At 69.2% G+C, this 26,664-nt stretch carries 24 protein-coding genes and 4 pseudogenes; 19 read left to right on the top strand and 9 right to left on the bottom strand.

What is annotated here, in order from left to right:
* Positions 1–39: 39 nt before the first annotated feature.
* Complete coding sequence (locus ABZS97_RS13860; protein ID WP_356137169.1) at positions 40–1,251, bottom strand: RNA-guided endonuclease TnpB family protein; 1,212 nt, start codon at positions 1,249–1,251, stop codon at positions 40–42.
* Positions 1,252–1,462: 211 nt separating this feature from the next.
* Here ABZS97_RS13860 and ABZS97_RS13865 point away from each other — a divergent pair, with 211 nt between their 5' ends.
* Positions 1,463–2,278, top strand: a complete 816-nt coding sequence (locus ABZS97_RS13865; protein ID WP_356137171.1) for a hypothetical protein — start codon at positions 1,463–1,465, stop codon at positions 2,276–2,278.
* 15 nt (positions 2,279–2,293) lie between these two features.
* Here ABZS97_RS13865 and ABZS97_RS13870 read toward each other — a convergent pair whose 3' ends face one another.
* Positions 2,294–2,611, bottom strand: coding sequence for a hypothetical protein (locus ABZS97_RS13870; RefSeq protein WP_356137173.1), 318 nt, complete (start codon positions 2,609–2,611; stop codon positions 2,294–2,296).
* A 548-nt stretch (positions 2,612–3,159) separates the two neighbouring features.
* Between ABZS97_RS13870 and ABZS97_RS13875 the strand changes: the two genes are divergently transcribed.
* Together ABZS97_RS13875 and ABZS97_RS13880 are read left to right on the top strand one after the other, a co-directional pair.
* Entirely contained in the window at positions 3,160–3,633 is a 474-nt protein-coding gene (locus ABZS97_RS13875; protein ID WP_356137175.1) for a hypothetical protein, read from the top strand.
* A gap of 347 nt (positions 3,634–3,980) precedes the next feature.
* Positions 3,981–4,808, top strand: a complete 828-nt coding sequence (locus tag ABZS97_RS13880) for a class I SAM-dependent methyltransferase (protein ID WP_356137177.1) — start codon at positions 3,981–3,983, stop codon at positions 4,806–4,808.
* A 417-nt stretch (positions 4,809–5,225) separates the two neighbouring features.
* Here ABZS97_RS13880 and ABZS97_RS13885 read toward each other — a convergent pair whose 3' ends face one another.
* A complete protein-coding gene (locus tag ABZS97_RS13885; RefSeq protein WP_356137179.1) occupies positions 5,226–5,987 on the bottom strand; it encodes a DeoR/GlpR family DNA-binding transcription regulator in 762 nt (253 codons plus the stop codon).
* A gap of 70 nt (positions 5,988–6,057) precedes the next feature.
* Between ABZS97_RS13885 and ABZS97_RS13890 the strand changes: the two genes are divergently transcribed.
* From ABZS97_RS13890 to ABZS97_RS13905, 4 genes and pseudogenes are all read left to right on the top strand, one after another.
* On the top strand, positions 6,058–7,320 hold the full coding sequence (locus ABZS97_RS13890) for an MFS transporter (protein ID WP_356137181.1): 1,263 nt from the start codon (positions 6,058–6,060) through the stop codon (positions 7,318–7,320).
* 83 nt (positions 7,321–7,403) lie between these two features.
* Positions 7,404–7,982: an HAD family phosphatase gene (locus tag ABZS97_RS13895; RefSeq protein WP_356137183.1), complete on the top strand. Its 579-nt coding sequence runs from the start codon at positions 7,404–7,406 to the stop codon at positions 7,980–7,982.
* A 262-nt stretch (positions 7,983–8,244) separates the two neighbouring features.
* A pseudogene (locus ABZS97_RS13900) lies at positions 8,245–8,718 on the top strand (alcohol dehydrogenase catalytic domain-containing protein); the annotation flags it as partial.
* Positions 8,719–8,755: 37 nt separating this feature from the next.
* On the top strand, positions 8,756–9,613 hold the full coding sequence (locus tag ABZS97_RS13905) for an acyl-CoA thioester hydrolase/BAAT C-terminal domain-containing protein (RefSeq protein ID WP_356137185.1): 858 nt from the start codon (positions 8,756–8,758) through the stop codon (positions 9,611–9,613).
* A gap of 41 nt (positions 9,614–9,654) precedes the next feature.
* On the opposite strand, the pseudogene ABZS97_RS13910 reads toward ABZS97_RS13905, so the two are convergent.
* A pseudogene (locus tag ABZS97_RS13910) lies at positions 9,655–9,857 on the bottom strand (ATP-binding protein); the annotation flags it as partial.
* A 26-nt stretch (positions 9,858–9,883) separates the two neighbouring features.
* Positions 9,884–10,972, bottom strand: a complete 1,089-nt coding sequence (locus tag ABZS97_RS13915; RefSeq protein ID WP_356137187.1) for an alkene reductase — start codon at positions 10,970–10,972, stop codon at positions 9,884–9,886.
* 219 nt (positions 10,973–11,191) lie between these two features.
* Between ABZS97_RS13915 and ABZS97_RS13920 the strand changes: the two genes are divergently transcribed.
* A complete protein-coding gene (locus ABZS97_RS13920) occupies positions 11,192–11,815 on the top strand; it encodes a TetR family transcriptional regulator (RefSeq protein WP_356137188.1) in 624 nt (207 codons plus the stop codon).
* 636 nt (positions 11,816–12,451) lie between these two features.
* Here ABZS97_RS13920 and ABZS97_RS13925 read toward each other — a convergent pair.
* Complete coding sequence (locus ABZS97_RS13925; protein WP_356137190.1) at positions 12,452–13,429, bottom strand: helix-turn-helix domain-containing protein; 978 nt, start codon at positions 13,427–13,429, stop codon at positions 12,452–12,454.
* Between the two features lie 121 nt (positions 13,430–13,550).
* Between ABZS97_RS13925 and ABZS97_RS13930 the strand changes: the two genes are divergently transcribed.
* From ABZS97_RS13930 to ABZS97_RS13940, 3 genes are all read left to right on the top strand, one after another.
* Positions 13,551–14,579 (top strand): saccharopine dehydrogenase NADP-binding domain-containing protein, encoded by a 1,029-nt coding sequence (locus ABZS97_RS13930; RefSeq protein ID WP_356137192.1) that lies wholly within the window; start codon positions 13,551–13,553, stop codon positions 14,577–14,579.
* 53 nt (positions 14,580–14,632) lie between these two features.
* A complete protein-coding gene (locus tag ABZS97_RS13935) occupies positions 14,633–15,469 on the top strand; it encodes an alpha/beta hydrolase (protein ID WP_356137194.1) in 837 nt (278 codons plus the stop codon).
* A 127-nt stretch (positions 15,470–15,596) separates the two neighbouring features.
* The gene (locus tag ABZS97_RS13940) at positions 15,597–16,388 is read left to right on the top strand and encodes an alpha/beta hydrolase (protein ID WP_356137196.1); all 792 of its coding nucleotides are present in this window, start codon (positions 15,597–15,599) and stop codon (positions 16,386–16,388) included.
* 131 nt (positions 16,389–16,519) lie between these two features.
* Here the strand turns inward: ABZS97_RS13940 and ABZS97_RS13945 are convergent.
* Both ABZS97_RS13945 and ABZS97_RS13950 read right to left on the bottom strand, forming a co-directional pair.
* Positions 16,520–16,690, bottom strand: a pseudogene (locus ABZS97_RS13945) (DUF4192 domain-containing protein); the annotation flags it as partial.
* A 297-nt stretch (positions 16,691–16,987) separates the two neighbouring features.
* On the bottom strand, positions 16,988–17,947 hold the full coding sequence (locus ABZS97_RS13950; protein WP_356137198.1) for a helix-turn-helix transcriptional regulator: 960 nt from the start codon (positions 17,945–17,947) through the stop codon (positions 16,988–16,990).
* A 249-nt stretch (positions 17,948–18,196) separates the two neighbouring features.
* Between ABZS97_RS13950 and ABZS97_RS13955 the strand changes: the two genes are divergently transcribed.
* From ABZS97_RS13955 to ABZS97_RS13970, 4 genes are all read left to right on the top strand, one after another.
* The gene (locus ABZS97_RS13955) at positions 18,197–19,042 is read left to right on the top strand and encodes an SDR family oxidoreductase (RefSeq protein WP_356137200.1); all 846 of its coding nucleotides are present in this window, start codon (positions 18,197–18,199) and stop codon (positions 19,040–19,042) included.
* Positions 19,043–19,096: 54 nt separating this feature from the next.
* Positions 19,097–19,579, top strand: a complete 483-nt coding sequence (locus ABZS97_RS13960) for a nitroreductase family deazaflavin-dependent oxidoreductase (protein ID WP_356137202.1) — start codon at positions 19,097–19,099, stop codon at positions 19,577–19,579.
* 384 nt (positions 19,580–19,963) lie between these two features.
* Complete coding sequence (locus ABZS97_RS13965; RefSeq protein WP_356137204.1) at positions 19,964–20,944, top strand: aldo/keto reductase; 981 nt, start codon at positions 19,964–19,966, stop codon at positions 20,942–20,944.
* 97 nt (positions 20,945–21,041) lie between these two features.
* Positions 21,042–21,581 carry an NAD(P)H-dependent oxidoreductase gene (locus tag ABZS97_RS13970; RefSeq protein WP_356137206.1) on the top strand — a complete coding sequence of 180 codons (540 nt, stop codon included), beginning with the start codon at positions 21,042–21,044 and terminating at the stop codon, positions 21,579–21,581.
* Between the two features lie 202 nt (positions 21,582–21,783).
* Here ABZS97_RS13970 and ABZS97_RS13975 read toward each other — a convergent pair whose 3' ends face one another.
* Positions 21,784–22,611: an NAD(P)-dependent oxidoreductase gene (locus ABZS97_RS13975; RefSeq protein ID WP_356137208.1), complete on the bottom strand. Its 828-nt coding sequence runs from the start codon at positions 22,609–22,611 to the stop codon at positions 21,784–21,786.
* A 63-nt stretch (positions 22,612–22,674) separates the two neighbouring features.
* Between ABZS97_RS13975 and ABZS97_RS13980 the strand changes: the two genes are divergently transcribed.
* The 4 genes and pseudogenes from ABZS97_RS13980 to ABZS97_RS13995 all read left to right on the top strand — a co-directional run bounded on the left by ABZS97_RS13980 (position 22,675) and on the right by ABZS97_RS13995 (position 26,456).
* Complete coding sequence (locus tag ABZS97_RS13980) at positions 22,675–23,901, top strand: acyl-CoA dehydrogenase family protein (protein WP_356137210.1); 1,227 nt, start codon at positions 22,675–22,677, stop codon at positions 23,899–23,901.
* A gap of 132 nt (positions 23,902–24,033) precedes the next feature.
* Complete coding sequence (locus ABZS97_RS13985; protein ID WP_356137212.1) at positions 24,034–24,528, top strand: MarR family winged helix-turn-helix transcriptional regulator; 495 nt, start codon at positions 24,034–24,036, stop codon at positions 24,526–24,528.
* A 668-nt stretch (positions 24,529–25,196) separates the two neighbouring features.
* Positions 25,197–25,435 (top strand): annotated as a pseudogene (locus ABZS97_RS13990) (hypothetical protein); the annotation flags it as partial.
* A gap of 184 nt (positions 25,436–25,619) precedes the next feature.
* Entirely contained in the window at positions 25,620–26,456 is an 837-nt protein-coding gene (locus ABZS97_RS13995) for an alpha/beta hydrolase (RefSeq protein ID WP_356137214.1), read from the top strand.
* The last annotated feature ends 208 nt before the right edge of the window (positions 26,457–26,664 follow it).

Here is a 26,664-nt window from a genome sequence, read left to right on the forward strand (position 1 = left end):
GAAGAAGACGGCGAAGGGCTTGGAGTGACACTCCCCCACCTAAAGGCGGGGGCTTCTCGGCTCGCGCCGGGAAGCTTCCTGCTTCATCGCCGACTGCCCGCCCGGAGTACTCCGTTGAGGTCTTACACCAGCTCCACAGGTCGACACCGCCAGTCCGGCGGCCAGCAGGTTCTTCGCCGCGTTCACGTCCCGGTCGTGGGTCGTTCCGCAGTCGCACGTCCACCTGCGGACGTTGAGCGGCATCTTCTTTTGGAGTGTGCCGCAGGTGGAGCACAGCTTGGACGAGGGGAAGAAGCGGTCGACCGCGATCACTTCCCGCCCGTACCAGGCGGCCTTGTACTCCAGCAGGTTCCGGAACTCCGACCATGCGGCATCCGAGATGGCGCGGGCCAGGGACCGGTTCTTGACCATGTTCCGCACGGTCAGGTCCTCGATCACGATCGTTTGGTTCTCACGAACGAGTCGAGTGGTCAGCTTGTGCAGGCCGTCACGTCGGCGGTCGGCAATCTGGGCGTGGATCTTGGCGACCTTCTGTCGGGCCTTGCGCCGGTTGGCGCCGTCGCCCCTGGCTTTTTTCGCCAGGCGGCGCTGGGCCAGAGCAAGACGGGCACGGTCGCGGCGTTCATGCCTCGGGTTGGCGATCTTCTCGCCGGTGGACAGGGTCAGCAGATGGTCCAGGCCGACATCCACGCCCACCGCTTTGCGGTTCGCGGGCAGCGGCTTGACGGCGCGGTCCTCGCACAGCAGGGAGACGAACCAGCGCCCCGCGCTGTCTTGGGACACGGTTACCGTGGACGGCTTCGCGCCCTCCGGCAGCGGACGGTGCCAGACGATGTCCAGCGCACTGGTCATCTTCGCCAGCGTCAGCTTCGCGTCCCGGAACCGAAACCCGCTGGTGGTGTACTCGGCAGACTTCCGCGACTTCTTCTTCGACTTGAAGCGAGGGTACTTGGCCCGCTTACCGAAGAAATTGGTGAACGCCGTCTGCAGGTGCCGAAGACACTGCTGGAGCGGCACCGAGGAGACCTCGTTGAGGAACACCAGTTCCTCGGTCTTCTTCCACGCCGTCAGCATCGCCGACGTCGCGTTGTAGTTCACCCGCTCCTGTCTGGCCCACGCCTCGGTACGCGCGGCGAGCGCCATGTTGTAGACCTTGCGCACGCAGCCGAACGTGCGCGACAGCTCCGCTGCCTGCTCGTCCGTGGGATAGAAGCGGTACCGATATGCCCGCTTCACCTGCGTCGTGGTCACGCTCACAAACCAGCGGGACCATGACTAAGGATCAAATCCTGTGGGTCAGAGCACGGTCTCTCGCCCTGGCGGCGAAACCCCGCTCCTTGTCCTGCTCCGCAGCAGCTTCGTTTCCTCCCCCGGCTGAAGCCGGGGGCATCCACGAAGGAGACCTGATGAGCTGCCCCGCGTCTCACCGGGCCAGTACGCGGCGGTGAGCCCGGACGGCAGGGTGTTCGCCTACGGAGGCAACATTGCGGGCGGTGATCCCTGTACGCCCTCGGACACGGCCACCGTCGTCGACCTCGACACCGGCACACACACCACCACCGCCCTGCCCGGTGGCGACCGATCCACCCCGCTGCGGATCACGGGCGTGTGGTTCGGTCCCCACGACGAGGTCGAGGCCGGCGTCTTCACACAGCCCGCCGAGGTCTGTACCGCAGGGGCGTCGGCGCGGCGGCAGCCGACGGCCGTCTACCGTCTGGAGGACGGCGTCTGGACCCCGTCCGGCCAGAACGCGGTGATGGCCCGGACGACGGCGCACGGATGGAGCGCGCGACGTGCCGCGGACGCCGGACTCACCGACTTCCGGCCACCCGCCTCCCCGCTTGTCGTTTCCGACGCCAAGAACCGGGAGCTCAGGCTCGGCGACTCCGTCACGGCTTTCGCCTGGGCTCCCGCCGACACGACGCCCGACCCGGTCCTGGGCACCTTGTGGGCCCCCTATCAGAAGGGGTACGGGCTGGCCAGACCCACCATGGTCTACAACGGCGGCAGCCCCGCCGGGATGGTCCGCGACGTGAAGTGGACGTCCTGGGGCGGGGAGCGCGCCACCGGAACAGGGCAGTCGGTCTACACCCCCGACGGGGTGGCCGTGGCCGACGGGACCTGGGAGGAGAGCACCGTCGTGGCCTTCGACCTGGGCAACTGCGAGGGCACCCGGACCTATCGGAAGATCGTCTGGTTCCTTCCGAAGCGGGGCGGCCGCTTCGATCCCACCCACTACATCGACGTGTGCGCCGGGAAGTTCTGGAACAGTCCGTGACCGCAGTGCCCCGTTTCAGGCCTCGTTGTCGATGCCGGTGACCGTCGCGGGGCCCAGCGGCGCTTGGGCGTTGGTGAAGCCGGCCTTGTGCAGGGCGGCTGCCGCGGTCTCCTTGGCCTGCCGTTCCGCGGTGCGGATGTCGTCCGCCGTCACCTCCAGGCGGATGCTGAAGGTCCGGTCGTCGTTGACGGTGAGCAGATCCAGTTCCTCCCGCCGACCCAGCGAGGTGTGGTGCGGGTCGGCCGGCCGCAGCAGCCGTACGAGGTCGGAGCGCGCGCTGTCCTGCGGCTCTCGCAGGAATGTGCCAGGGATGGTGATGACGTAGGTGGTCACGTGAGGACTCCTCCTGTGGACGCCCTGCCAGAGCCGGTGCCTTTCGGGCCTTCCCCTGCGAGTGCCCGACATGGGGATCATCGAACACCCGCCAGGGCGCTCGGTGAGAACCGTCCCGGTGATCCAGTGCCGGAGCCTGGGCTCCTACTACCGGCGCAAGGCGGGTGTCCCACCCCCACCACACTGGCAGCGCCCCGCCCTCACCTCGGACAACCGAGTGCTGCGGTCGGCCGCAGCACATGCCTAGCAGCTCGGCGAGGCCAACGGATGGTCGCCGTCACTCGTGCGGTGCGCGATGGACGGCCTGACCGCGGTGCTGGCCGACCGCCCGCCCGGCAAGCCCGTGAAGCTCACCGAAGTCCGTGCGCGACTACCGCGACACGCTTCCAGCCTTCGGGTCGCCGAGGTCCTCACCGACCTGGAGCTGTTGGAAAACGACAGCGTATTGGCGGTCCGCACCTGGATCGAGAACCGCACCGCCGAGCTGCCCGCCGGGTTCGCCAGCGACGTCCGTGCCTGGCTGCTGGTCCTGCTCGACGGCGACAGCCGTGCCAAGCCCCCGGTCCCACGCTTGCGTCTACGTCTACTTCGGCGGCGTCCGCCCCCTGCTGGAGAACTGGGCGACGACCCGTGGGCACCTGCGCGAGAGCACCGTCACCGACGTCACGGCCGCGCTGTCACCCCTGCGCGGATGGCAGCGGCGCAACGCCATCGCCGCACTGCGCTCACTGTTCCGCTTCGCCAAGAAGCGCGGCCTGATCTTCGCCAACCCCACCACCCGCCTCAGGATGGAAGACATCCCACGCAGTCTGCTGCCGATGACCGACGCCGAAGTGCTCGCCGTCCAACGGATCGCCGTCACCCCGGCGCAACGGCTGATCGTCGCCCTGGCCGCCGTCCACGCCGCCCGCGCCACCGCCATCCGCCGCCTCACACTGGACGACCACGACCTGCCCAACCGTAGGATCACCATCGCCGGACACGGCCAACGGCTTGGCGAACTGCCCCACCAGACCTGCTGACCTGGCTCGACCAGCGCCGGGCCACCTGGCCGAAGACCCCGAACCGGCACGTCCTGATCAACGCGAAGACCGCCCTGGGAACCGGGCCCGTCAACCCCGAGTACCTCAAGCGGCACCTACCGCACCAGGGCTTCTACCTCGAACGCATCCACGGCGACCGGGTCCTGCACGAAGCACTTACCGTCGGCGCCGCCCGCTGCACCTCGCCCTGCTCTTCAACCGTCCCACACCATCGCGAGCAGCTACACGGCCATCGCCCAGAACCTGCTCGACGACACCGCTGCTGTCGAGGAGCAGCCGTTAAACCAGTGGCGTCCCCGTCAACGAACCTCATAGCTTGTGCGCTCGTGACTGATGCTCCGAGGATGCGCCCGAATCCACACGACCTCGGCCGGGTGTTCAACGAGGTGCCGGAGCTCTACGACCGGGTCCGGCCGGGATACCCCGACGAGCTGTTCGCGGACCTTGTCGCCGTTACCGGCGTGGCCGACAGGTCGTCGGTGCTGGAGGTGGGCTGCGGAACCGGCCAGGCGACGCGCTCGCTGGCAGCACTCGGATGCTCAGTGACCGCCATCGAGCCGGGCGCAGACATGGCCGCAGTCGCTCGCCAACGGATGGCCTCCTTCCGTAACGTCACAGTCGAGACGTCGACGTTCGAGGAGTGGGACGACCGCGGTCGACGCTTCGATGCTCTCGTGGCTGCGTCGTCGTGGCACTGGGTCGACCCGTCGATCGGCTGGCAGCAGGCGCACGACGTGCTCCATCCCGGAGGTTGGATGGCGCTGCTCGGCCACGTCGTTGTCCGCCGGCCGGGAGAGCCGGAGGTGTACGCCGAGACCGCCGATCTCCACGAGCAGTTCTGCCCCGGGAACCCCGACTGGGGTCATCCTCCCCTGGAGGACGACGTGCGCACCACCGACGAGGGCTGGGGCCTGGTCGAAGACCCCGGAGGACTGTTCGAATCAACGATCGTGCGCTGGTACCCGACCGTTCAGTGGTTCAACGGAGACGGCTTTGCCGATCACCTTCGCTCGTTGTCGCTGTACCGGAGGCTCGACCGCGACGTCCGTGAGCCCCTGCTCGACGCCGTCGCCGAGCGCATCCGCACGCGGATGCGCGACCGAGCATCACGCCGTTACCTGAGCGTCCTCCGTGTCGGACAGCGCGCCCAGTGAGCCCAGTGGTGAAGGACCTGCCGATTCAGCGGCAACGGACCCACCGCACCTTCACGCCTGCCTGCCGAAGACGCCGTGGGTTCCCAGTGAAAGCACCTGAGTCACGCTGAACCCACGGCCGACATGTCGGTAAGAACCCTGTCACCAGCCGCAAGCGAGTAGTCAGAGCTTCGTGACCACAGCCTTCTTGGGGTCCAGGCAAGATGAGGCCAAAGGCCGCAACAAGACGTCTGGGCATCTGTCACCGTGCTTCGGTCGCCCCGGTGCCCGGCTCACGCTCGGACTCCTGCAGCGCGAGCACCTCGTCCCACACGTCTCCTCCGTCGGCCCAGGTCCACAGCCACCGACGCAGCGAGGGCGCCGCGTACCGCAGAGTGACTCGTCATCGAACCTGGGTGCTGCGGCTCGGCGGTCTCGTCAGACGGTCTTGACGACAGTGCCGGCGCCCTCCAGGGCGGCGGTCTCGTCGGCGGGCGCGGTGGTGTCGGTGACGAGGGTGTGCAGGAGCGTGGCCGGGCCGACGTGGGCGTAGGCGGTGCGGCCGAGTTTGCCGCCGTCCGCGGCGACGATGACTCGGCGGGCTGAGGCGATGCCTGCCTTCTTCACGGCGGCGTCGTCGAGGTCATAGGCGGTCAGGCCCTCGGCGGCACTCAGGCCGCAGCAGCCGATGATCGCGGTGTCGAAGCGCAGCGCGGCTAGGGAGGCGAGGGTGAGGGGCCCCGTGAGAGCTCCTTCGGCGGCGCGGGGCCGTCCGCCGGGCACCATCAGTGCGGCCTGGCCGGGTGGGACGCTGAGGACGTGGATGGCCTGGAGGGACAGGGGCATCACGGTGACCGGCCGCTCGCGCAGCAGGCGGGCGACCTCCAGGCAGGTGGTGCCGCTGTCGATCAGGACGCTTTCGCCGTCGGCGATGAGCGAGGACACCTCGGCGGCGATCAGCCGCTTGGCATCGACCGCGTCGCGGGCGCGCAGCGCGAAGGGCGGCTCCTCGCCGCGCAGCAGCAGGGTCCGCGCTCCGCCGCGGAAGCGTTCCAGGACGCCCTGTCCGGCGAGCACGTCGAGGTCACGCCGGATGGTCATCTCCGATGCGCCGGTCAGCGCGGCGAGTTCCTGGACGGTGATCTGGCCCGACTCCCCGACGGCCTGCGCGATCACGGAGTGACGGTCTGCGTTGCTCATACCCGTGATTGAACACCACCTCAAAACGAACATACAGCGTGTTCGAAAGGCGGACTTTCAAACATTTGAGATGTTCGCTACGGTGGGCGGTGTGAACCCTTCGCTTCGAGCCGCCCGCGCGGCGACCTTCATCTACTTCGTCCTGTGCGGCACGCTCATGGGCACCTGGGTGGTGCACATCCCCGCCATTGAGACGCGGGTCGGCATCAGCCACGCCACCCTCGGGAGCCTGCTGGTACTGCTCGGGCTCGGGGCCTTCGCCGGCATGCAGGTCGCCGGCCGCCTGACCGACCACCTCGGCCCCCGCCTGGTGGTCCCCGCCACCGGCATCCTGGCCAGCGCCGTGTTGGTGCTGCCCGGCCTGGCCCGGGACCCGTGGACGCTGGCGGGCGCCCTGCTGGCCTTCGGCTTCTGCAACGGCTGCCTGGACGTGAGCATGAACGCCCACGCCGTCCACGTGGAGAAGGCCTACGGCCGGCCCGTCATGTCGGCTTTCCATGCCACCTTCTCCGTCGGCGGCGTCATCGCCGCCATCGCCGCAGCGGGCGCCGCAAGCGCGGGCATGAGCCCGGCCGCCACCCTCGGTGCCTGCGCCGCGCTCGGCATCGTGATCGCGCTGGCGTCGGCGCGGCTCCTCCTGCCCGGCACATCTGCCGCCACCGCCACCGCCACCGCCACCGCCACCGCCACCGCCACCGCCACCGAGCAGGGTCGGCAGGCTCCGGCCGCCAAGCGCGGCAGCACCGTGCGACGGATCTGGATCCTGGCCGCGCTGGCGTTGACGACGATGCTGTGCGAGGGGGCCGCGAACGACTGGAGCACGCTGCACCTCAAGGACGTCCTCGGTGCCCCGGCGAGCACCGCTGCCTTCGGGTACGGCACGTTCGCCGCGGCGATGACCACCGGGCGTCTGCTCGCGGACCGGGTCGCCGCCCGGTTCGGGGCGATGGCTGTCCTGCGCTACGGCTCGGCCACGGCCGCCGTCGGGATCACGATCGCCGCGTTCGCCCCGTCGGTCTGGGCCGCGTTCGTGGGCTGGGCGCTGTTCGGCCTGGGACTGTCGGGCTGCATCCCCCAGCTGTTCAGCGCGGCCGGCCACGCGGACCCCGCCGCGGCCGGGGCGAACGTCTCCCGGGTCGCCGGTCTCGGCTACCTGGGCATGCTCGCCGGGCCCGCCGTCATCGGCTGGCTGACCCACCTCACCGCACTGAACCACACCTTCCTGCTGCTGACCCTGCTCTGCGCAACTACCGCCACAGCCGCCGGCATCCTGCGCACCGGCTCCGGCGCCATGCCCGAGCCGGAACCCGAGCTCGCGTCCAGCAGCCACTGACCGCCTGTGCGGCACAACCCTGACACCGTGCCGCACAGGCACCCCACCAACCCGCGACAACGACCGGACCAGGAAGCCCCGCCGTGTCCCCCGACCGACGCATCGTGCTGTTCGACCTCTTCGGAGTCATCGCCTGCCACCAACGCCCCGGCGCCCTGGAACAGATGGCCGCCGGCTGCGGCGCACCCGCCGACGCGTTCGCCGACGCCTACTGGGCCTGCCGCCCGCCCTACGACGCCGCCCAGCAGACCGCGGCCACCTACTGGACCACCGTCCTGCGAAAGCTCTCACGCCCCGTCGACGGCGACACGATCGAGGAGCTGCGGCTCGCCGACATCGACAGCTGGTCCCGGGTCGACGACCGCATGGTCACCTACGCGCAGCGCCTGCGGGACCGCGCCGAGGTCGCCCTGCTGTCCAACATCCCCGGCGACCACGCTGACGCCTTCCGCACCGCCCAGCCCTGGCTGCGGAACCTCGACCTCGTCGCCTTCTCCGGCAAGATCAAGGCCGCGAAGCCGGACCCGGCAGCGTTCCGCCACTGCATCACCGCCCTGCGTTCCGCACCGGCCGACTTCCTCTTCATCGACGACCGCGAGGAGAACGTGCGCGCAGCCCAGGCCCTCGGCATGAACGCACACCTCTTCACCCAACTCGACTAGCTGACAGCGACTATCGACACTTGGCTGCCACCCCGCGCCGCGTGACCAAGACCGCTGCCGCAGGCGAAGATAGGGAATCCAGCGCAGCAACTCTGCCCCATGCTTGAGCGAGTCGTGGGGAATTTCAACGAGCGCCATCAGCGCCGCGCCCTCCGCACCACCCACCCCGCGCCAACACCTGACCTGCGGCGCGACACCCGTACGGGAAGAGGTGCCCACTCGAAACCCGGATCCTGCACGCGGCCCCGTCCACCCCCCTACGCTCGGGCACGACGTCGCGGGCGTCGTCTGCCGCGTCGGACCCGCGGTGCGCGGGTTCAAGGTGGGCGACGAGGTCTATGCCCGACCTCGCGCTACAGCGCCACCCTGCTCCCGGCGAGCACACCGACCCCGAACTCGCAGGCCGCTACCCCCGGTTGTGCATGGGCATGGCCGTCCACGCCCCCAGCAAGGAAATCGGTCAGCAAGCCGTCCGGCTGCTGGAGACCGTCCAGCACCTCTGGCTCGTCAAGGGCTTCATCGCCGGAGACACCACGGCCATTCGCTCCCGACGCCATCGGGGCGGGCCAACCTGGCTCAACGCACTAAAGGACCAGGCGCCCTGGACCGGCTTGATAGCCCCGCCGCGCTACTCATCGTCGGCCTGGGCGCCATCCATGCGGTGCATGCCGCGGAGGTCGCCCGGTTCGACCCGGCCGACCCCGACCTGGCCCGCCCGGACGCTGGCGCCGATTAGGCTGCGCTGACAGTTGAGGCGGACCGACGGGGGCCACGTGGATGTCACCGAATGCGAGCTGACCGACCCCTGGGAGGGCATTCTGGCCACTCCCGCCCGCGGCAGTGACATCGGTGTCCTGGTCCTGGCGGGTTCCAGCGGGCGCGTCGAACGGGAGAGAGCACGCATCCTTGCCCAGCAGGGCATGACGGCCGTGTCGATCCGCTGGTTCGGCGGTCCGGGGCAGACCCCGGGGATCTGCGAGATCCCCCTGGAGACGTTCACCGCCGCCGTCGACTTCCTCCGGTTGAACGGGGCGGAGCGCATCGGCATCCTGGGCACTTCCAAGGGGGCTGAGGCAGCTCTGCTCACGGCACTGCACGATCCGCGCGTGGACGTCGTCATCGCGATGTCGCCCACGTCCCGGGTCTGGTGCAACGTCGGGCCAGGCCGCGACGGAGCACGACACCCTTATCGATCGTCCTGGACCTGGCGAGAGCAGGCGCTGCCTTTCGTCCCGATGGACGATTCCTGGACTCCCGCAGAGGGGGGCGGTGGGCCGGTCGCCATCCGCGGGTGGTACGAACTCAGCGAGCGGACGTTTGCCGGCCTGCTCTCTCCGGCGGAGATCCCGGTCGACAAGGCGCGGGCCGATCTGGTGCTGGTCGCAGGCGGCGACGATGCGATGTGGCCGTCTCTTCCCTTCGCCGAAAAACTGGCGCAACGCCGACGCTCAGTTGGGGCCACGGTGCGTCTGATCGCCCGCCATGATGCCGGTCACCGCCCTCGTTTTCCTGGCGACAGCCCAGCGTCGGCATCCCCACGCTTCCTGTACGGAGGCACGCCCGAAGCTGACGCGCTTTTGGGGACGGCTGCCTGGCCCCACGTCCTCGACGCGCTCCGCGGCGGGAGCTGACCCTCCCCCGGTTGATCGCGCACGAAGCCCGAAGAGGGTCTCTACTGCGTCCCGTTGCTCTTGTTTGCCCTGATGCGGGCCAGGCGGTAGGACTCGGCGCCGGTCTCGATGAGGGTGGCGTTGAAGGTGACCCGGTCCACGATCGCCGCGCAGAGCCGCGGGTCGGCGAAGGTCTTGCTCACCTGGTGAACGCCTCGTTGGAGGCGATCGCGATGCTGTTCTTCTCCTCACGCTCCGTTAGAACCCCGCGGGTGGTGACTTCTTTGCAGGTCACGCCCTGTCGGCGTGCAGCGCCGGGTAGTCGGTGTAGCCCCTTTGGTCGCCGCCGTAGAAAGTGGCCGCATCGGGGGCGTTGTAAGGGCCGCCGGCTGCGAGGCGGGCGGGCAGGTCCGGGTTGGCCAGGAACAGCGCGCCGAAGGCGATGATGTCCGCGGTGCCGTCCTCGATGTGAGCGACAGCGCCGGGGCCGGTGGGCTCGGGGTGGGTGAAGGGGTTGAGGATGAACGCCGTCGGCCAGTCCTTGCGCAGCCGGGCAGTCAGGTCGCGGTCCGGGCTCTCGAGCAGGTGCAGGTAGGCGAGGTCCAGCCGGGCGAGATGGGCGATCAGGGTGGTGTAGGTCTCCAGCACGTCCGCCGGGTCGGTCTCGGCGATGTCGTTGTAGGGGTTGCCGGGAGAGATGCGGAAACCGGTCCGGTGGCCACCGATCGCCTCCGCGACAGCCGTGGCGACCGCGATACCGAAGCGGACCCGGTCCGCGGCCCCGCCTCCCCAACTGTCGGTGCGCAGATTGGTGTTGGGGGCGAGGAACTGGTGTATCAGGTAGCCGTTCGCCCCATGGATCTCCACGCCGTCGAAGCCAGCGGCGATCGCGTTGCGCGCGGCGTCGGCGTAGTCGGCGACCGTCTGGGCGATGTCGTCCTGGTCCAGTTCCTTGGGCGTGACGTAGTCCTGGGGGCCCTGGTACGTGAACACCTGGCCCGTCGCCGCGACGGCGGAGGGGGCGACGGGGATGAGGCCGTCGGGCAGCAGGCTGGGGTGGCTGATCCGGCCGGTGTGCATCAGCTGCGCGAAGATCGTGCCGCCCTGGGCGTGGACGGCGTCGGTCACCTTCCGCCAGGCGTCGACCTGCTGGGCGGAGTGCAGGCCGGGGGTGTTGGTGTAGCCCTGGCCGGCCACCGAAGGCTGGATGCCCTCGGTGATGATCAGGCCGGCGCTCGCACGCTGGGCGTAATAGGTGGCCATCAGGTCCGTCGCCGTGGCTGCGGGAGCGTCGGCGCGGCTGCGGGTCATCGGAGCCATGGCGATGCGGTTGGCGAGCGTCTTGCCGCTCAGGTCGATCGGGTCGAACGCGGTAGTCATAGCAGCTTTCCTCAAGAAGGGGTCGGGTGAGAGAGGCAGGCGGGAGTCGGGCGGGCTGCCGGTTCGCAGCACTCCGATCGAAATGCAACCTCCACCGAGAGACTCTACATCTATTTGAGACTAAGTCTCAAGATGATTCGATGTCCGGTTGTTGCGTGCGGGCGGGACGCGTCATTGAGACCAAGTCTCAAGTTGAGTCTTGGCGGTAGTGTTTCTCGTATGACCGACTCCGCCAGCACCGCCAACCACACCCCGCCGAAGCCGCCCGGTCTGCGTGAACGCATGCGGGCAACGGTCCGGGCGGAAGTGACAGAAGTGGCGCTCCGGCTCTTCACCTCTCAGGGCTTCGACCGCACGACCGCCGACCAGATCGCCGCCGAAGCGGGACTGTCGCGCGCCAGCCTCTTCCGGTACTTCGGGACAAAGGAAGACATCGTGCTGGGCGGTCTGGAGGGCGATGGCCGGCACGTCGCGGAAGCGCTCGCCGCCCGCCCCGCCGAGGAGCGGCCCTGGGTGGCGCTGCGCCGGGCGTTCGACGTCCTGGTGCAGGTGAACGAGGAAGCACCCGAGCAGACGCTGAGCTTTCTGCGCCTGCTGCAGCAGACGCCGTCACTGCGCGCCCGGCACTTCGAGAAGCAGTCGAAGTGGCAGGACCAGATGGTGCCGGAGATCGCCAGGCGACTGGAGGCCAGTCCGGGCCCGCCCGAGGATCCCAGACCGACCGCGCTGGTCGCAGCCGCCCTCGCCTGCCTGGACGCGGCCGCGAGAGGGTGGGTGGCCGGCGAGGGCGCTGTTCCCCTCGCTGACCTGCTCGATCAGGCAATGGGCGCGCTGACGGAGTAACCGCCCACCCAAATCCGGCGACCGGCGCTCACCGACCGGCACGTCGAGCCACGGCTGTTCCGTGCCGAGTGGCACGGAGTCTGGGGAGGGTCCGCGGGGAGGGAAGGACGCCGGGCAACTGCACCCGGCCAAGACCCGGATCATCTACTGCAAGGACGACAGGTACCGCGCGCTGCCCTCACTGGTCGTACGGCTGTGGGCGGACGCGGATGTGCACAGGGCCGCCGCCTTGGTCAGCCGCTTCGTGACTGTGGTCGTCCGCTCCCTGGAGGCACGACGGCTGGATGCCGGTCCCCCATCTCTCACGACCCGTCCAGCACGATCCACCTTCACGTTCCCGCCCCATGCCCGGGTCAACATCCGCCTCACCAGTTAGCACACGGTCTGAAAAGGAGTGCGTGAGGCTCTTCCAACCTTCCCGCCGGGGCGATCCACACGCCGGTCTGGTGCTCGCGGCCGTCCGGGAGTCGCTCGACGTGCTCGCGCGCCGGCATACCGCCGTTGGCGTCGTCCTCCCGTTTGCCGGTACCGCGCGACGGCCTCATCACTGGGGGAAGGCCTCTGAGCGCCGTACCGCAGGGATGTGCTTGCGGGCTTGGCGCGTGCTGCTGCTCCCGTATCCCGGGCCGGGTGGTGTCACCTGCTGTTGTCGCGTTCGGGTCCGGGTCCGGGATGGGCGTGGGAGCGGAAGGTGCGGCGGTAGGTGTCCGGGGGAACGCCGACGGTCCGGTGGAAGTGTCGGCGCAGGGTGGTGGAGGTGCCCATGCCGGTGGTGGTGGCGATGGTGTCGATGGTGTCGTCGGTGGTCTCCAGGAGTTCCTGGGCGTGGCGGATGCGTTGGGCGTGGAGCCACTGCAGTGGCGTGGTGCCGGTGAGTGATTTGAAGTGGCGGCCCAGGTGGCGCGAGCTCATCTGTGCCTGTCGGGCCAGGTCTTCCACAGTGAGCGGCTCGTTCAGGCGTTGGAGGATCCAGGGGAAGAGCTCGGCGAGGGGGTGGTTGCCGGGTTCGGGTACGGGGGTGGAGATGAACTGGGCCTGCCCGCCGTCGCGGTGTGGTGGAACGACCAGTCGGCGGGCGATCTTGTTGGCGTTCGCCGAGCCGTGGTCGAGGCGGACGAGGTGTAGGCACAGGTCCATGGCGGCGGCTTTGCCGGCGGAGGTGAGCACGTCGCCGTTGTCGACGTAGAGGACGTCCGGGTCGACCGTGATGTTGGGATGTCGTCGGGCGAGTTTCCCGGTGTGCCCCCAGTGCGTGGTGGCGCGTTTGCCGTTCAGCAGGCCGGCGGCGGCCAGGACGAATGCTCCTGTGCACAGGGAGACCATGCGTGCGCCCGCCGCGTGGGCCGCGCGCACCGCGTCGAGGAGCTCCGCGGGCGGGTCCACATCCGTGTCTGCCCAGCCGGGGACGATCACGGTGTCGGCGTGCGCAAGGTGGTCGAGTCCGTGGTCCATCTCCAGGCGGTAGCGGTCGATCCGCACGGCGCCCGGTCCGCAGAGGGAGAAGTCGTACCAGGGGTTCACGATGTGGGTCAGGTCCGAGCCGAACACTTCGATGGCCAGGGACAGTTCGAAATGCAGCATGCCGTCGGTGACGGCCAGTGCGACGGTAGGCATGTCCGAAAGTGTATGGCGCGTGTCGTTCCAGACGCTCGTGGCAGGTGCTGTTCCTCGTCAGGATGTCCGTAACGGATCACAGCGGAGCAACCGCGGATCAGCCGGGAGCAGGGAGCAACTCATGAGGTCGGGCCAGCAGGTGGCGGTTTTCGGCGCGTACGGGCACACCGGCCGGTTCGTCGTGGCGGAGCTGCTCAAGCGCGGGTACGTCCCTGTGCTGAGCGGCCGTGACGCCGACAAGCTGAAGGCGCTGGCGCACGAGGCCGGCCTGGACGCTCGTGTGGCGTCGGCCGGCGACCCGGCCTCACTCGACCGCGCCCTGGCCGGTACGTCTGCCGTGATCAACTGTGCCGGGCCGTTCGCGTCCACGACGGCCCCTGTCATCGAGGCCGCCTTGCGGGTCGGGATTGCGTATCTGGACGTCGCGGCCGAGATCGAGGCCAACCTCGACACCTTCGCGCACTTCGCCGACCAGGCGCGCGAGGCAGGAGCGCTCATCGTCCCGGCGATGGCCTTCTTCGGCGGTCTGGGCGACCTGCTGGCCACAGCGGCGATGGGCGACTGGAGCGAGGCCGACTCGGCGCACGTCGCCTACGGACTGAGCCACTGGCACCCCACCGCCGGCACGCGCCTGTCCGGCGCGGTCTCCCGGGAACGGCGCGGCGACTACCGCCTTCGCTACACCGGCGGCCAGTGGGAGCACCGCACCGATGCCCCGCCCGCCCTGGAATGGTCCTTCCCCGAGCCGATGGGATCACGTCAGGTGATCGGGGAGTTCACCATGGCCGACGTGGTGACCATCCCCAGCCATCTGTCCATCCCGGACGTGACCACGTACATGACGGCCGAGGCGGCCCGCGACGTCGTGTCGCCCGACACGCCCGCGCCGGCCGCGGCCGACGAGAGCGGCCGGTCCGACCAGACCTTCCTCATCGACGCCGTCGTACGCTCGGGCGGCACCGAACGACGCGCCGTCGCACGCGGGCAGGACATCTACGCCGTTACCGCGCCCCTCGTCGTGGAAGCCCTCGACCGCGTCCTCAGCGGCCGCACCCACGCGGTCGGCGTCGCCTCCGCGGGCCAGATGTTCGACGCCCCCGACTTCCTACGCGCACTGTCCCCGCACATCACCCTGGAACTGCATCCGTAAAGGATCGCCGTGCCGGACAGCCCGTGACAGACACCCCCCGAAGGAACCCCGCCATGCCGTACTTCGAGTCCGCCACCGACCGCACCCGCCTCCACTTCGTCGACTACGGCCCCTCGAACGGCCCCGTCATCGTCTTCGTCAACGGCTCCTACTTCGGTACCGAGATGTGGGAGTACCAGATGTTGCCGCTGGCGGCCGAAGGCTTCCGCTGCGTGGGCTTCGACCGCAGAGGACACGGCAGGTCCGAGGACGTCTGGGACGGCTTCGACCTCGACACCCTCGCCCGGGATCTGGGCTCACTGCTCGATCACCTGGACCTGCGCGACGTCACCTTGACCGGGCATTCGCTCGGCACGGTCGAGGTGATCCGCTACCTGACCCTTCGCGGTACCGACCGGGTGGCGCGCGTGGCCCTCGTCGGCGGAATCGCCCCGGGGCCGGCCCGCTCCACGGACCACCCGCAGGGACTGGACCCGGAACTGATTCGCGGATTCAACGAGACCTTCCGGCAGGACCGGGCAAAGTTCTTCGCCGACGGCGCCAACGCGTTCTTCGCCCGCCATCTGCCCGGTCCGCAGGTGTCGGACGCGTACGTGGCGTACATGGTGGACCGCTGCCACGGGGCAACGGCGCGCGCCGCCAACGCCCTTGGGGACATCCTGCCCTCCCTGAACCTCGTCCCGGAGCTGGTGAAGATCGATTGCCCGGTCCTCGTCATCCATGGGTCGGACGACGCCTCCGCGCCTCTGGCCCTCACGGGCCGCCGCACAGCGGACCTGATCCCGGGGGCGGAGCTGCACGTGTACGAGGACGCGGGACACGGACTGTTCGCGACCCACGCGGACCGCCTCAACGACGACCTGCGCGCCTTCGCCTCCGCCCGCGCCTGACGGTTGAGCCCACGCCCCCGGTGGTGCGTGGGCTTCCGCCCCACCTTGCCACCAAGGCGCTCATCCGGACGGTGCGTGCAAAAGGACCATCACCCAGACACCCCGAATCAAAGGGAGTTGCACCACCATGACCGTCCAGCCCACCCGCGCCGCCCTGGCCATCGACGGCCGCACCCTGTCGTACCTCGACTTCGGCGGAACCGGCCGCCCCCTGGTGACTCTGCACGGCCACCTCTCCGAGGGGGCCTCCTTCACCGCCCTCGCTGCCGCCCTCGGACCCGAGTGGCGGGTGATCGCCCCCGACCAGCGCGGCCACGGCGACTCGGACCGCGCCCCCGAATACACCCGCGCCGGCTACATCACCGACCTCCTCGCCCTCCTCGACCACCTCGGCATCGACCGTGCGGTCTTCCTGGGCCACTCCCTCGGCGCGTTCAACGCCTTCCACCTGGCCGCCGAACGCCCAGAACTGGTCGAGGCCCTGATCAGCGTCGACACTGCCGTCGACCTCCCCGACCGCGGCACCAGCCCCCTCGCCTTCGTCCTCAACTTCCCTTACACCGCACCCACCCGCGAGGAACTGGCCGCCTCCTGCGGACCCCTGGCCGCCGCCCTCGGCCCCCTGCTGCGCCCCCTGCCCGGCGGCTCCGGCTGGCGGCTGCCCTTCCACCCGCAGGACACCGTCGCCTCCGAGAACCTCGTCCACGGCAACCACTGGAAGCAATGGCTCGCCACCGACTGCCCGGCGCTCCTGATCCACGGGCAGCGCAGCCAGGTCCTGCCCGCCGAGCAGGCCCAGGCCATGTGCTCCAAACGCCCCGACACGACCTACCGCTCCCTGGACACCGACCACTTCGTCCAACAGGCCGACCCCGACGGCTTCGCCACCGTGGTCCGGGAGTTCCTCGCGGGTATCTGACCCACCCTCACCATCGCTGGACCGGGGACGGAAGCGATGCCCGGCTCCTACCGCCTCACGACACAGAGGTATGGGCCGATCCGCCTGGCCCGCGCGGCGTGGTCATCCGCTCGCCGGCCCAGGGTTCCTCAGAGGTAGACGACCACGCTCCCCGGTCGGGCTCCCCGACATTCACTTCCGGACACCAGCCCTTGCGAGAGCTGCTCGGCCACGGACGGCCAGTCGCCCGCAGTCGCGGGTATGCCGAGCCGGGCCCGTCCGCCGAACCGCCCGCGTCGCTCCCCATCGCGCAGGCCGACGAGGCTCGGGCCTGGGCAAGACTTGCTGGGTGGTCGAGCGAAAGCACAGCAGTTGACCGTCTTCCTCCCCTCGGACAGTGAGACCGCCGAAGCCGTCGAGCAACTCCGCCGCAGGCATCGGCACAGCACGCTGAGGGCTACCTCCTGACGTGTGCCAGGCAAGGTGCTCGAACCGCACGCGCTGTCACCCCAGCACTCTCGCGTAGACGGCTGTGCCGTTCCTGGTCTCGATGTATGGGTGGCGGAGTTCCGCCGTTACTCCGCACCAGTTCCCGCAGATCAACTGGCCTGGCTCGTCGGTCAGTCGGGTGTGTCGCCCGTGTCGGCGGGCTGGGAGTCGTCGGCCGGCGCGGACCGCTCGAAGTCGTCGTTGGTCGCGGCCCAGCTGGCCAGCAGGTTCAGGGCGTCCTGCGAGGGTGAGTGGGGCTCGGCGGTGTAGGTGAGGAGGAACTGGCTGGGGCCGCCGGGGAGCGGGAAGGTTTCGAAGGGCAGGTCGAGGTCGCCGACGACCGGGTGGTGGAGGAGCTTCACGCCGGTGGTGTGCATCCGGACGTTGTGGGCCGCCCAGCGGTGACGGAATTCCTCGCTGCGGGTGGACAGTTCCCCGATCAGGTCCGTCAGCCGTCGATCGTAGAGATCGCGGCCGGCCTCGGCGCGCAGCATGGCGACCGTGTCATTGGCGACTTCGTCCCAGTGACGGAAGAACTCGGTCGCGTGCGGGCTGAGAAAGACGAACCGGGCGTTGTTCGGCGGCCGTACCGGGTCGGCATAGACAGGGGAGAACAAGGCGCGCCCGAGGTGGTTGGCGGCCAGGATGTCCCCGCGTCCGCTGAGGATGAACGCGGGTGTGCCGGCCATGGAGTCGAGGACGCGCTGCACCGCGGGCCGTACGCGCTGCTGAGTGGGGCGACGGCGTGGCGGGCGGGTCGTGCCGGCGCCGCGCAGGAGGTCGAGCAGGTGGATGCGTTCGGCCTCGTCGAGCTTCAGTGCTTGCGCGATGCCTTCGATGACGCTCTCGGAGACACCGGTGGCGTTGCCGCGCTCCAGTCGGGTGTAGTACTCGCTGGAGATGCCCGCGAGGAGGGCGACCTCCTCGCGGCGTAGCCCGGTGACCCGTCGGCGCTCTCCGCCGTACAGGGGCAGTCCGGCCTGCTCAGGGGTGACCTTGGCCCGTCGCGTGCCGAGGAATTCACGGATCTCCGCGCGGAAATCATCGCGGATGTCGCGGTTCGTGCCGTTGGGGTCGTTTCTGCCTGCCATGCGTTTCACTCTACGAGCGCATCCGCCGGGTTGGGGGTCCCTGTCAGTGACCCCCTCATCAGAGACTCCCACCCCCGCGTGACAGCCGGTTTTGTTGGTGGTGCACCGCCCACGGCGGTGTGAACCGTCCCGACGGACAGCACTCGTGCCGCCGGTCCCAGCCCCCTCTGCGGCGCTGTCCGCGCTACAGGCATCACCCCCGCACACAGCGGGTGCCGGATCACGGCGCCTGAAAGGAAACCCCCCCCCATGAGCAAGGTCATTCTCGTCACCGGTGCCGGACGCGGTCTGGGCACGGACCTCGTCCGCGAGGCCCTCACCGCCGGCCACCAGGTCGTCGCCACCGGCCGCCGCCCCGAAGAGGTCGAGAAGACTCTCGGCGGACCGCAGGACAACCTGCTGGTCACCAGGCTCGACGTCACCAGCCTGCAGGACGCCGAGGCCGCCGCGCAGGCAGCCGTCGACCGTTTCGGCCGCATCGATGTCCTGATCAACAACGCCGGGAACCTCTTCACCGGCTACTTCGAGGAGATCTCGCCCGCGCAGATGCGCCGGCAGTTCGAGACCAACCTCTTCGGCCCGATGAATGTCACCCGCGCCGTCCTGCCCATCCTGCGCAAGCAGCGCGCCGGCCACATCATCACCATCACTTCCACCGCCGGGCTGGTCGGCATGGAGTTCACCTCCGCCTATGCCGCCTCCAAGTTCGCGGAAGAGGGCTGGATGGAGTCCCTGCGCTACGACGTCGAGCCGTACAACATCCACACCACGATCGTGGAGCCCGGCTACTTCCGCACCGAACTCCTCGTGGACGGCTCCACCAACTGGCCTGAGCTGTCCATCGACGACTACGCCCCGCGCACCGCCCCGAGGATCGAGGGCATGAAGAGCATGAACGGCAAGCAGCCCGGCGACCCCGCCAAGCTCGCCCGCGCCCTGCTGACCATCGCCCAGCAGGAGAAGCCACTGCTGCGATTCGTCGCCGGTACGGACGCCATCGAGGCTGCCGAGGCCAAGGCGAAGGAGCTCCTCGCCCAGGCCGAGGCCTCCCGCGAGCTGGGCGGCCGCCTGGCCTACGACGTCGCCCACGCCTGAGCACCACGCCCCGCATGCCGGCCGGTGCGTTTCGACAGCACGGAGAGAGTCAACATGCCCCTCAAAGGCGAGTACGAGCCGAGCAAGGCACAGTTTGTACGTGACCAGGTGGAGCTGTACGAAAGCTCCGGCGGAACGCAGGGAACCACGCTGAGTGTCCTGGTCGCACGGGAACAAGACGAGAGGCTCCGGGACCTGCCCGTCGTCATCCTGACGACCCTGGGCGCGAAGAGCGGCAAGATCCGCAAGTCCCCGGTCATGCGGGTGGAGCACGCCGGCTCCTACGCCGTCATCGCCTCCATGGCGGGAGCCCCCACCCACCCGGTCTGGTACCACAACGCGGTGGCCGACCCCCGGGTCGAGCTACAGGACGGCCCGGTGCGCCAGGACATGCTGGCACGCGAAGTCACAGGCGACGAGAAGGCCCTGTGGTGGGCCCGAGCCGTCGAGGCGTTCCCCGACTACGCCACGTACCAGCAGAACACGGACCGCGAGATCCCCGTCCTTGTTCTGGAGTCGGCGGCCCACGAGCACTGACCCGCCGCAGCCGGTTCAGCCGGCCGATTCCCCTGCCGCCCGGCCCTGGCAACACCCGCGTCGGACCCGACCTGACAGCGGCCGGCCGGCATGCCCGGTGGTCCCCAAGTGCGTGCCCGGCCTACCTGGACGAAGGCATGCCACAGGACGACCGCGGCCTCGATGTCCTCGAAGGCCTGACCTATGACAACACCCATGCCTGAGCACCATGCCCCGGCCGAGGCCGGCAGCCGCCGGGCGCACCGACAGCGCTGAGCCACCCCCGGGCAACGGCGCCCGCGCCGACAGCGCGCGGATCACCCCAGCACGGTCCGCCAACTGGTGGCGCACCCCCTTCGCACGACCACCGACCGGCCTGACGGCCGTCACGACAAGGAGTACCTGATGAAGCACGTATCACTGGGCGGGCTCGACGTCTCCCGCATCGGGCTGGGAGCCATGACCATGGCCGGCACCTACACCACGGGCGGGGGCCTCGATGACGCCGAGTCGATCCGCGCCATCCACCGGGCGCTGGATCTCGGAGTCACCCACATCGACACCGCCGAGACCTACGGCCCCTTCCACAGCGAGGAAGTCGTCGGCAAGGCCATCAAGGGCCGCCGTGACGACGTCGTCGTGGCGACGAAGTTCGGTCTCGTCTCCCACGCCGGCGGCGGCCCCGGCGTCATCGACAGCAGCGCCCACAACGTGAGGACCGCGGTCGAAGGCTCGCTCCTGCGGCTCGGCACCGACCACATCGACCTCTACTACCAGCACCGCGTCGACCCGAACACCCCCATCGAGGAGACCGTCGGCGCGCTGGCCGAGCTGGTCACCGAAGGCAAGGTGCGCCACATCGGCCTCTCCGAGGCCGGACCTGAGACGATCCGCCGGGCACACGCCGTGCATCCGGTGTCCGCGCTGCAGACCGAATACTCGCTGTGGACCCGCGACGTCGAGGCCGAAATCCTCCCGCTGCTGCGCGAGTTGGGCATCGGGTTCGTGCCCTACTCACCGCTCGGCCACGGCCTGCTGACCGGGCAGATCCGCACCGTCGACGACTTCGCCGACGACGACTGGCGCAAGACCAACCCGCGCTTCACCGGCGAGAACTTCCAGCGCAACCTGCGCATCGTCGACGAAGTACAGGCCATCGGCGCCGAGATCGGCGCCACCCCGGCCCAGACCGCGCTGGCGTGGCTACTGACCCGCGGCGACGACATCGCCCCCATCCCCGGAACCCGGCGGGTCACGCGCGTCGAAGAGAACACCGCCGCCGACGGCATCGAACTCAGCCCCGCTCAGCTCGACCGCCTCAACAACCTCACACCGGCCGCGGGCGACCGCCACGACGAGGCCAACATGGCCACCATCGACCGGTGATCTGACACCCCCGCTACGTGCTGACCCGTCGCACCCGACCGACCCGCCACCGTTCACCCGTTTCACTGATCACTGAAACTGAAGAGGTTTTCTCATCATGTCCAAGGTTCTCCTTGTCGTCGGTCACCCCGACCTGTCCCAGTCGAAGGCCAACAAGGCCCTGGTGGACGCCGTCCGCGAGCTGGCCCATGTCACCGTGCACGACCTCTACGCCACCTACCCCGACTTCCAGATCGACGCCGCCGCCGAGCAGGCACTGCTGGCCGAACACGAGGTGATCGTCTTCCAGCACCCGGTGTTCTGGTACAACACCACCCCTCTTTTCAAGCAGTGGCAGGACAAGGTCTTCACCCTCGGCTGGGCCTTCACTACGGACGGCTCCGCCTCGCAGCTGGCCGGCAAGAAGGCCGTCGTCGCCGTCACCGCCGGCGTCCCCGCCGAGCACTACACCCCCGAAGGCTCGAACCAGGCCACCATCGAGACACTTCTCAGCAACTGGCACGCCACCCTGCGGCTGTGCCAGTTCGACATCCAGCCGATGGTCAAGCTGTACGGCACGGCTTTCGGCCTCTCCGACGAGGACCTGGCCACCGCCGCCAAGCGCTACAACGAACTGCTCGCCTCCTTCGCCGCCTGACCGCACTCTCACCAGGGCAGCCGCCCTCGCCGTCCGCGATGATGATGGGTCCTGCCCGCCTTCGGTCGCTCTTCGCCGGATCTGCGCCAAGCCACCGGAGGTCTGTATCGGCGGCGACCGTGTCGTGAAACAGCGACCGCTCGTCGTGGAGCACCGCGCTCGAGAGGGATGAGGCCTGCCCCCGCGTCGAAACCGAGCGGGGTCAGGCCGGATCGACGAATATGTCGAGCGCGAGATCGCCCTCGAAGCCGGCAGGGCTGTAGACGGACAGGTCAGTGACGCCTTCGTCGAGCAGGACCTCGTCGTCGATGAACAGGTTGGCGGTGCACTTGCGCGCGTCACGCGTGAGAACGGCGTAGGCGGCGTCAGCCATGATCTGCGGGCTACGGGCTTGTTGGGCGCCGCCGACCACGTTGCGCACGGCCGCAGTGTCGATCAGGGTGCGCGGCCACAGCGAGTTGGCGGCAATGCCGTCGGCGGCGAACTCCTCGGCGAGCCCGAGGGTGCACAGACTCATGCCGTACTTCGACAGCGTGTAGCCGAGGTGCTTGCCCATCCAGTGCGGCGCGAGGTTCAGCGGCGGGGAGAGGGTGAGGATGTGCGGGTTGTCCGCCTCGCGCAGGTGCGGGATCGCGGCCTTGCTCAGCAGGAACGTGCCACGTGTGTTGATGTCCTGCATCAGGTCGTAGCGCTTCATCTCCAGTTGCTCCGACGACGACAGGTCGATCGCGCTGGCGTTGTTCACCACGATGTCGATGCCGCCGAAGGCAGTGACCGCGGCGTTGACGGCGGTGCGTACGTCGTCCTCGCTGCGGACGTCACCGACGACGGCCAGCCCCTTGCCGCCCGCGCGCTCGACCTCGTCGACCGCGGTGTGGACGGTGCCTTCGAGCTTGGGGTGCGGTACGGCGGTCTTGGCGAGCATCACCACGTTCGCACCGTCGCGGGCGGCGCGCTGGGCGATGGCGAGTCCGATGCCGCGGCTGCCTCCCGACATCAGGACGGTCTTGCCGGCCAGCGTTCGTGTCATGGTCGAACCTCCAAAATCAATCGAGCAACTAATCATATGCAGTGCGAATGATATCGTCCACGTATGACTTCCACTCCCGTACGCCAGAGCGACCGGCTCTACCACGAGCTCCTCGCCCCCAAAGAGACCCAGTCCGTACGCGCCGCCGTGCGCCGGATCGCGGAGCAGGAAGTGGCTCCGCACGCCGCGACGATCGCGAACGGCGACGAGCGCACGGACGGCTTCCCCCGGCAGGTGTTCGACGCGCTCGCATCGGCGGGGGTCTTCCGGATCCCCTTCCCCGGCGAGGTCGGCGGCGACGGTCTGATCCACCCGGCCACCGCCACCGCCGCGGCGATCGAGGAACTGGCCTACTACTCCAGCAGCGTCGCGGCCGTCTTCGACGTGCACTGCATCCTGGCGGGCAACGCCCTACGGCAGGGCACCGAGGAGCAGCAGCAGCGCTGGCTGCCCAAGGTCGCACAGGGCTCGGTGGTCGGTGCGTTCGCCACCACCGAGCCGGACGCCTCCAGCGACCTGTCTCCGCAGGCCGTCCGGACCGAGGCCGAACGCACCGGGGCCGGCTGGGTGCTGAACGGCCACAAGCGGTGGATCTCCAACTCGCCCGTGGCCGGGTTCGTCGTGGTGCTCGCCCGCACCGGCGAGCGGCTGAGCATGTTCATCGTCGACACAGCGCTCCCGGGTGTGGAAGTAGGCCTCGCCGACCGCAAGATGGGCAACCGCGGCCAGCTCACCGCGGACATCCGCTTCACGGACGTACACCTGTCCGACAACGACCTCCTCGGCGGCGCCGAGGGACACGGACTGCGCCACGCACTGTCGACACTGACCTACGGCCGGATCGGCATCGCGGCCGCCGGGGTCGGCATGGCGCAGGCCGCCTTCGACCACACCGTGGCCCACCTGTCCACGCGACACGCCTTCGGCAAGCCGGTGGCCGCCAACCAGCACTGGCAGTTCCTGCTCGCCGAGCGGGCCACCGAGATCGACAACGCTCGCACTCTCGTCACCAAGGCCGCTCTGCGCCTGGACGCCGGCAACCCGTCCCCGGAACCCGAGGCCGCGATGGCGAAGTACTACGCCACCAAGCTGTCGGTGGACATGGCACGCGACGCCGTCCAGGCTTTCGGAGGCCTCGGCTTCGCGCGCGAGCTGGGTGCCGACGGCAGTCCCGGTCCCGTCGAGGCGATCTACCGGGACAGCAAGATCGGCGAGATATACGAGGGGACCAACGAGATCCAGAAGTGGGTCATCGCCCGGCAGATCTTCGGCCGGACCATCGTCGGCTGAAAGCCCTACGCATACCCTGCCCGCGAGCACCGCTTCTGCACACCGGGATTCCTGCCCCGGTTCGGCCACCCCAGGCCGTCTCGTACGATGGACCCAGACGATACGCAGGGCTAACCATGGGCGGGTTAAACGATGTCCGAGACTCCGCTGGTACCGGGGACAGTGGCCGAACACACCATCTGCCTGCTGGTCAAACTCGGGCAGGTGGCGTTCAGGATCGCCGAAGACGGCATCAGCGGGACCGGCCTGCGCGTGCGCCACTACAGCGTGCTGCAGGCCCTGGCGGACAACGGGGCCATGCCGCAACTGGCGCTCGGCTCGTTCCTGCGCATCGACCCGGCGACGATGGTGACGAGTCTCGACGACCTGGAGCGGGCCGGATACGCCGAGCGGACACGCGATCCGCAGGACCGGCGCCGCTACGCCGTCGACATCACCGACGACGGGCGCAAGGTCCTGGCCGACCTCAACCGCACACTCGTCGGCCTCGACAGCGAAATCCTCACCGACCTGGGCAGCACTGAACAGCACTCGCTGCACGCCCTGCTGGGCAGCCTCGCCGAGAGCCCCGCCTTCACCTCCATGTTCGACGCCGTCCGCGAGCAGAACAGCGCAAGAAAGGCTTAACGGCCGTAGGAGATCTCCACATTCCGGGGTGACATGCCCTGGTTGTGATGGCCGACACCGCTGCACGCGACCGAGGGGCTCCCGCCCGAGCACGGCAGCCGCTGGCACCCCGAGACCGTCCGCCGACGCACCGTCCGGCTGCCGCGCCGCCCCGCTGCCGTCTCCGAAGGACCCGGCGGGCTACCGACTCCAACGCCCTCTGCGGGAAGGGGAATGCGGCGCGTGCGGCGGATGACCATGGACTCGAGACGCTGCGACATCCCCGGCCTCTCGCTCAACCGACCGGCCTCGTGCTCGCCTCCCTCACAGTCACATGCCGCCCCGGACCGTCCGGGCTGCGCGTACGTGCTCATCTCCGAGTGCTGATTCAGGCTTCTGCGCTCACCGCCTCGACCAGCGCGACCATGGCCTCGACTGCCTCACTGTCTTCGAGTCCTTGTTCCCGGCACAGTGAGCGCCATGTGGTGAAGGCCGCCGCGTGTCCGATCGCTGCGCGCCGGATCCGATCGTTGTCCCCCACTGACGCACCCACCAGAACCTCGACGTACCGCCGGTTCGTTTCCTCCCACGCCTGACGCGAGCTTCGCCAAAGCCGACTATCTGACCCACAGTTGCCTACTGTCGCGCCGCACGTGACCGCCGCTACCCCAGGCTGACGACCATGAGGCATCCGCCACCGGCCGCAACGTGACGATCCGCTTCCTGCAGCTGCCAACGACCCCTTCGCCCGCCTCCGGAGGCGTCTGCCTTCACCGTCACCAGCACCACCGTCGCCGGGGGCGCCGCCTGGCGCGCCGAGTAGCACTCCGGCGCCCTCGGCGTGCCCGGCGGCAAGGACGTCTCCCCGCAACTGCCCTGGAGCGGAGCCCCCGAGGGCACCAAGAGCTACGCCGTCACGGTGTACGACTCCGGGGCGCCACGACTGGAGCGCCATCCCCTTGCAGTCGGCTCGTGGTTGCCCCTTGCGTGATCAGCGACGAGCCTCCATTATCAGGAATCCTGATACTTTAAGTTTGTAGCGATGGGGTCCAGTCATGTCATTCAGGCCCAGAATCCAGGCCAGAGCGGTCCAGCTGTTGCTCGGCCGAATGATGAGCCGCGTGCACAAGGATCTGCGCTTCACCGACATCCAGAAGCGCACGGAATCCATCCGGGTGGAGACCGGCGCCGGACCGGTGACGTGCACCGTCTACCGCCCGTCGGCCGCCGCCGCAGCCCCTGCCCCCGTGTACGTCAACTTCCACGGCGGCGGGTTCGTGATCGCCCGCCCCCAGCAAGACGACCACATCTGCCGCTACATAGCCGCCACGGCCGGCTGCGTGGTGATCAACGTGGACTACGCCGTCGCCCCGCAGCGGCCGTACCCCGTACCCGTCACCCAGGCGTACGACGTCGCCGCCTGGGTGGCCGAGAACGGCACCGCCAACAACTGGGACGGTTCGCGACTCGCCGTGGGCGGACACAGCGCCGGGGCCAACCTGACCGCCGCGGTCTGCCGCACTGCTCGCGACCGCGGCACCTTCTCGCCCCGCCTCCAGATCATCGACTCGGCACCGCTCGACCAGGTCGCCGACCCGGCCACCAAGCAGTCACTCATCGCCAAGCCCCTGCTCACCCCTCAGCTCATGCGGGTCTTCACCGCCGCCTACGTCCCTGATCGCGCCGACCTCGCCCATCCGCTGGTGTCGCCCGGACTGGCCGACGACCTCGCCGGACTGCCGCCCGCCCTGGTCATCACCGCGGAGAACGACCGCCTGCGCGACGAGGGCGATGCGTACGCCAAGGCCCTGGAAGCTGCCGGCGTTCCGGTCACCCACCGTTGCTTCGAGGGTGTCGACCACTACTTCACCCACACCGGCCCGGTACCGGCCGGGAAGGAAGCCATCGACCTGATGGCCACCACCCTGCGCACGGCACTCACCGCCTGACCGCTTACAGGGGCCGACAGTCCTTGTGACAACACGCCGGCCTGGTGACACCTCTCGCGCTTCGGTTCACCCCACCAGCAAGATCACGTCTCCGGCTGGAGTACTAGGGGGTGTTTGAAAGTCCTGTGCGGTGCCCGCGGTGTCCGGTGCGTGCCCTCGGCGTGCCGGACGAAGGCCCTCGTACTGGACGTACTTGGGGCTTCGGCCG

The sequence above is a fragment of the Streptomyces sp. NPDC005485 genome (genome assembly GCF_040606085.1).
In the GTDB taxonomy this organism is placed as follows: domain Bacteria; phylum Actinomycetota; class Actinomycetes; order Streptomycetales; family Streptomycetaceae; genus Streptomyces.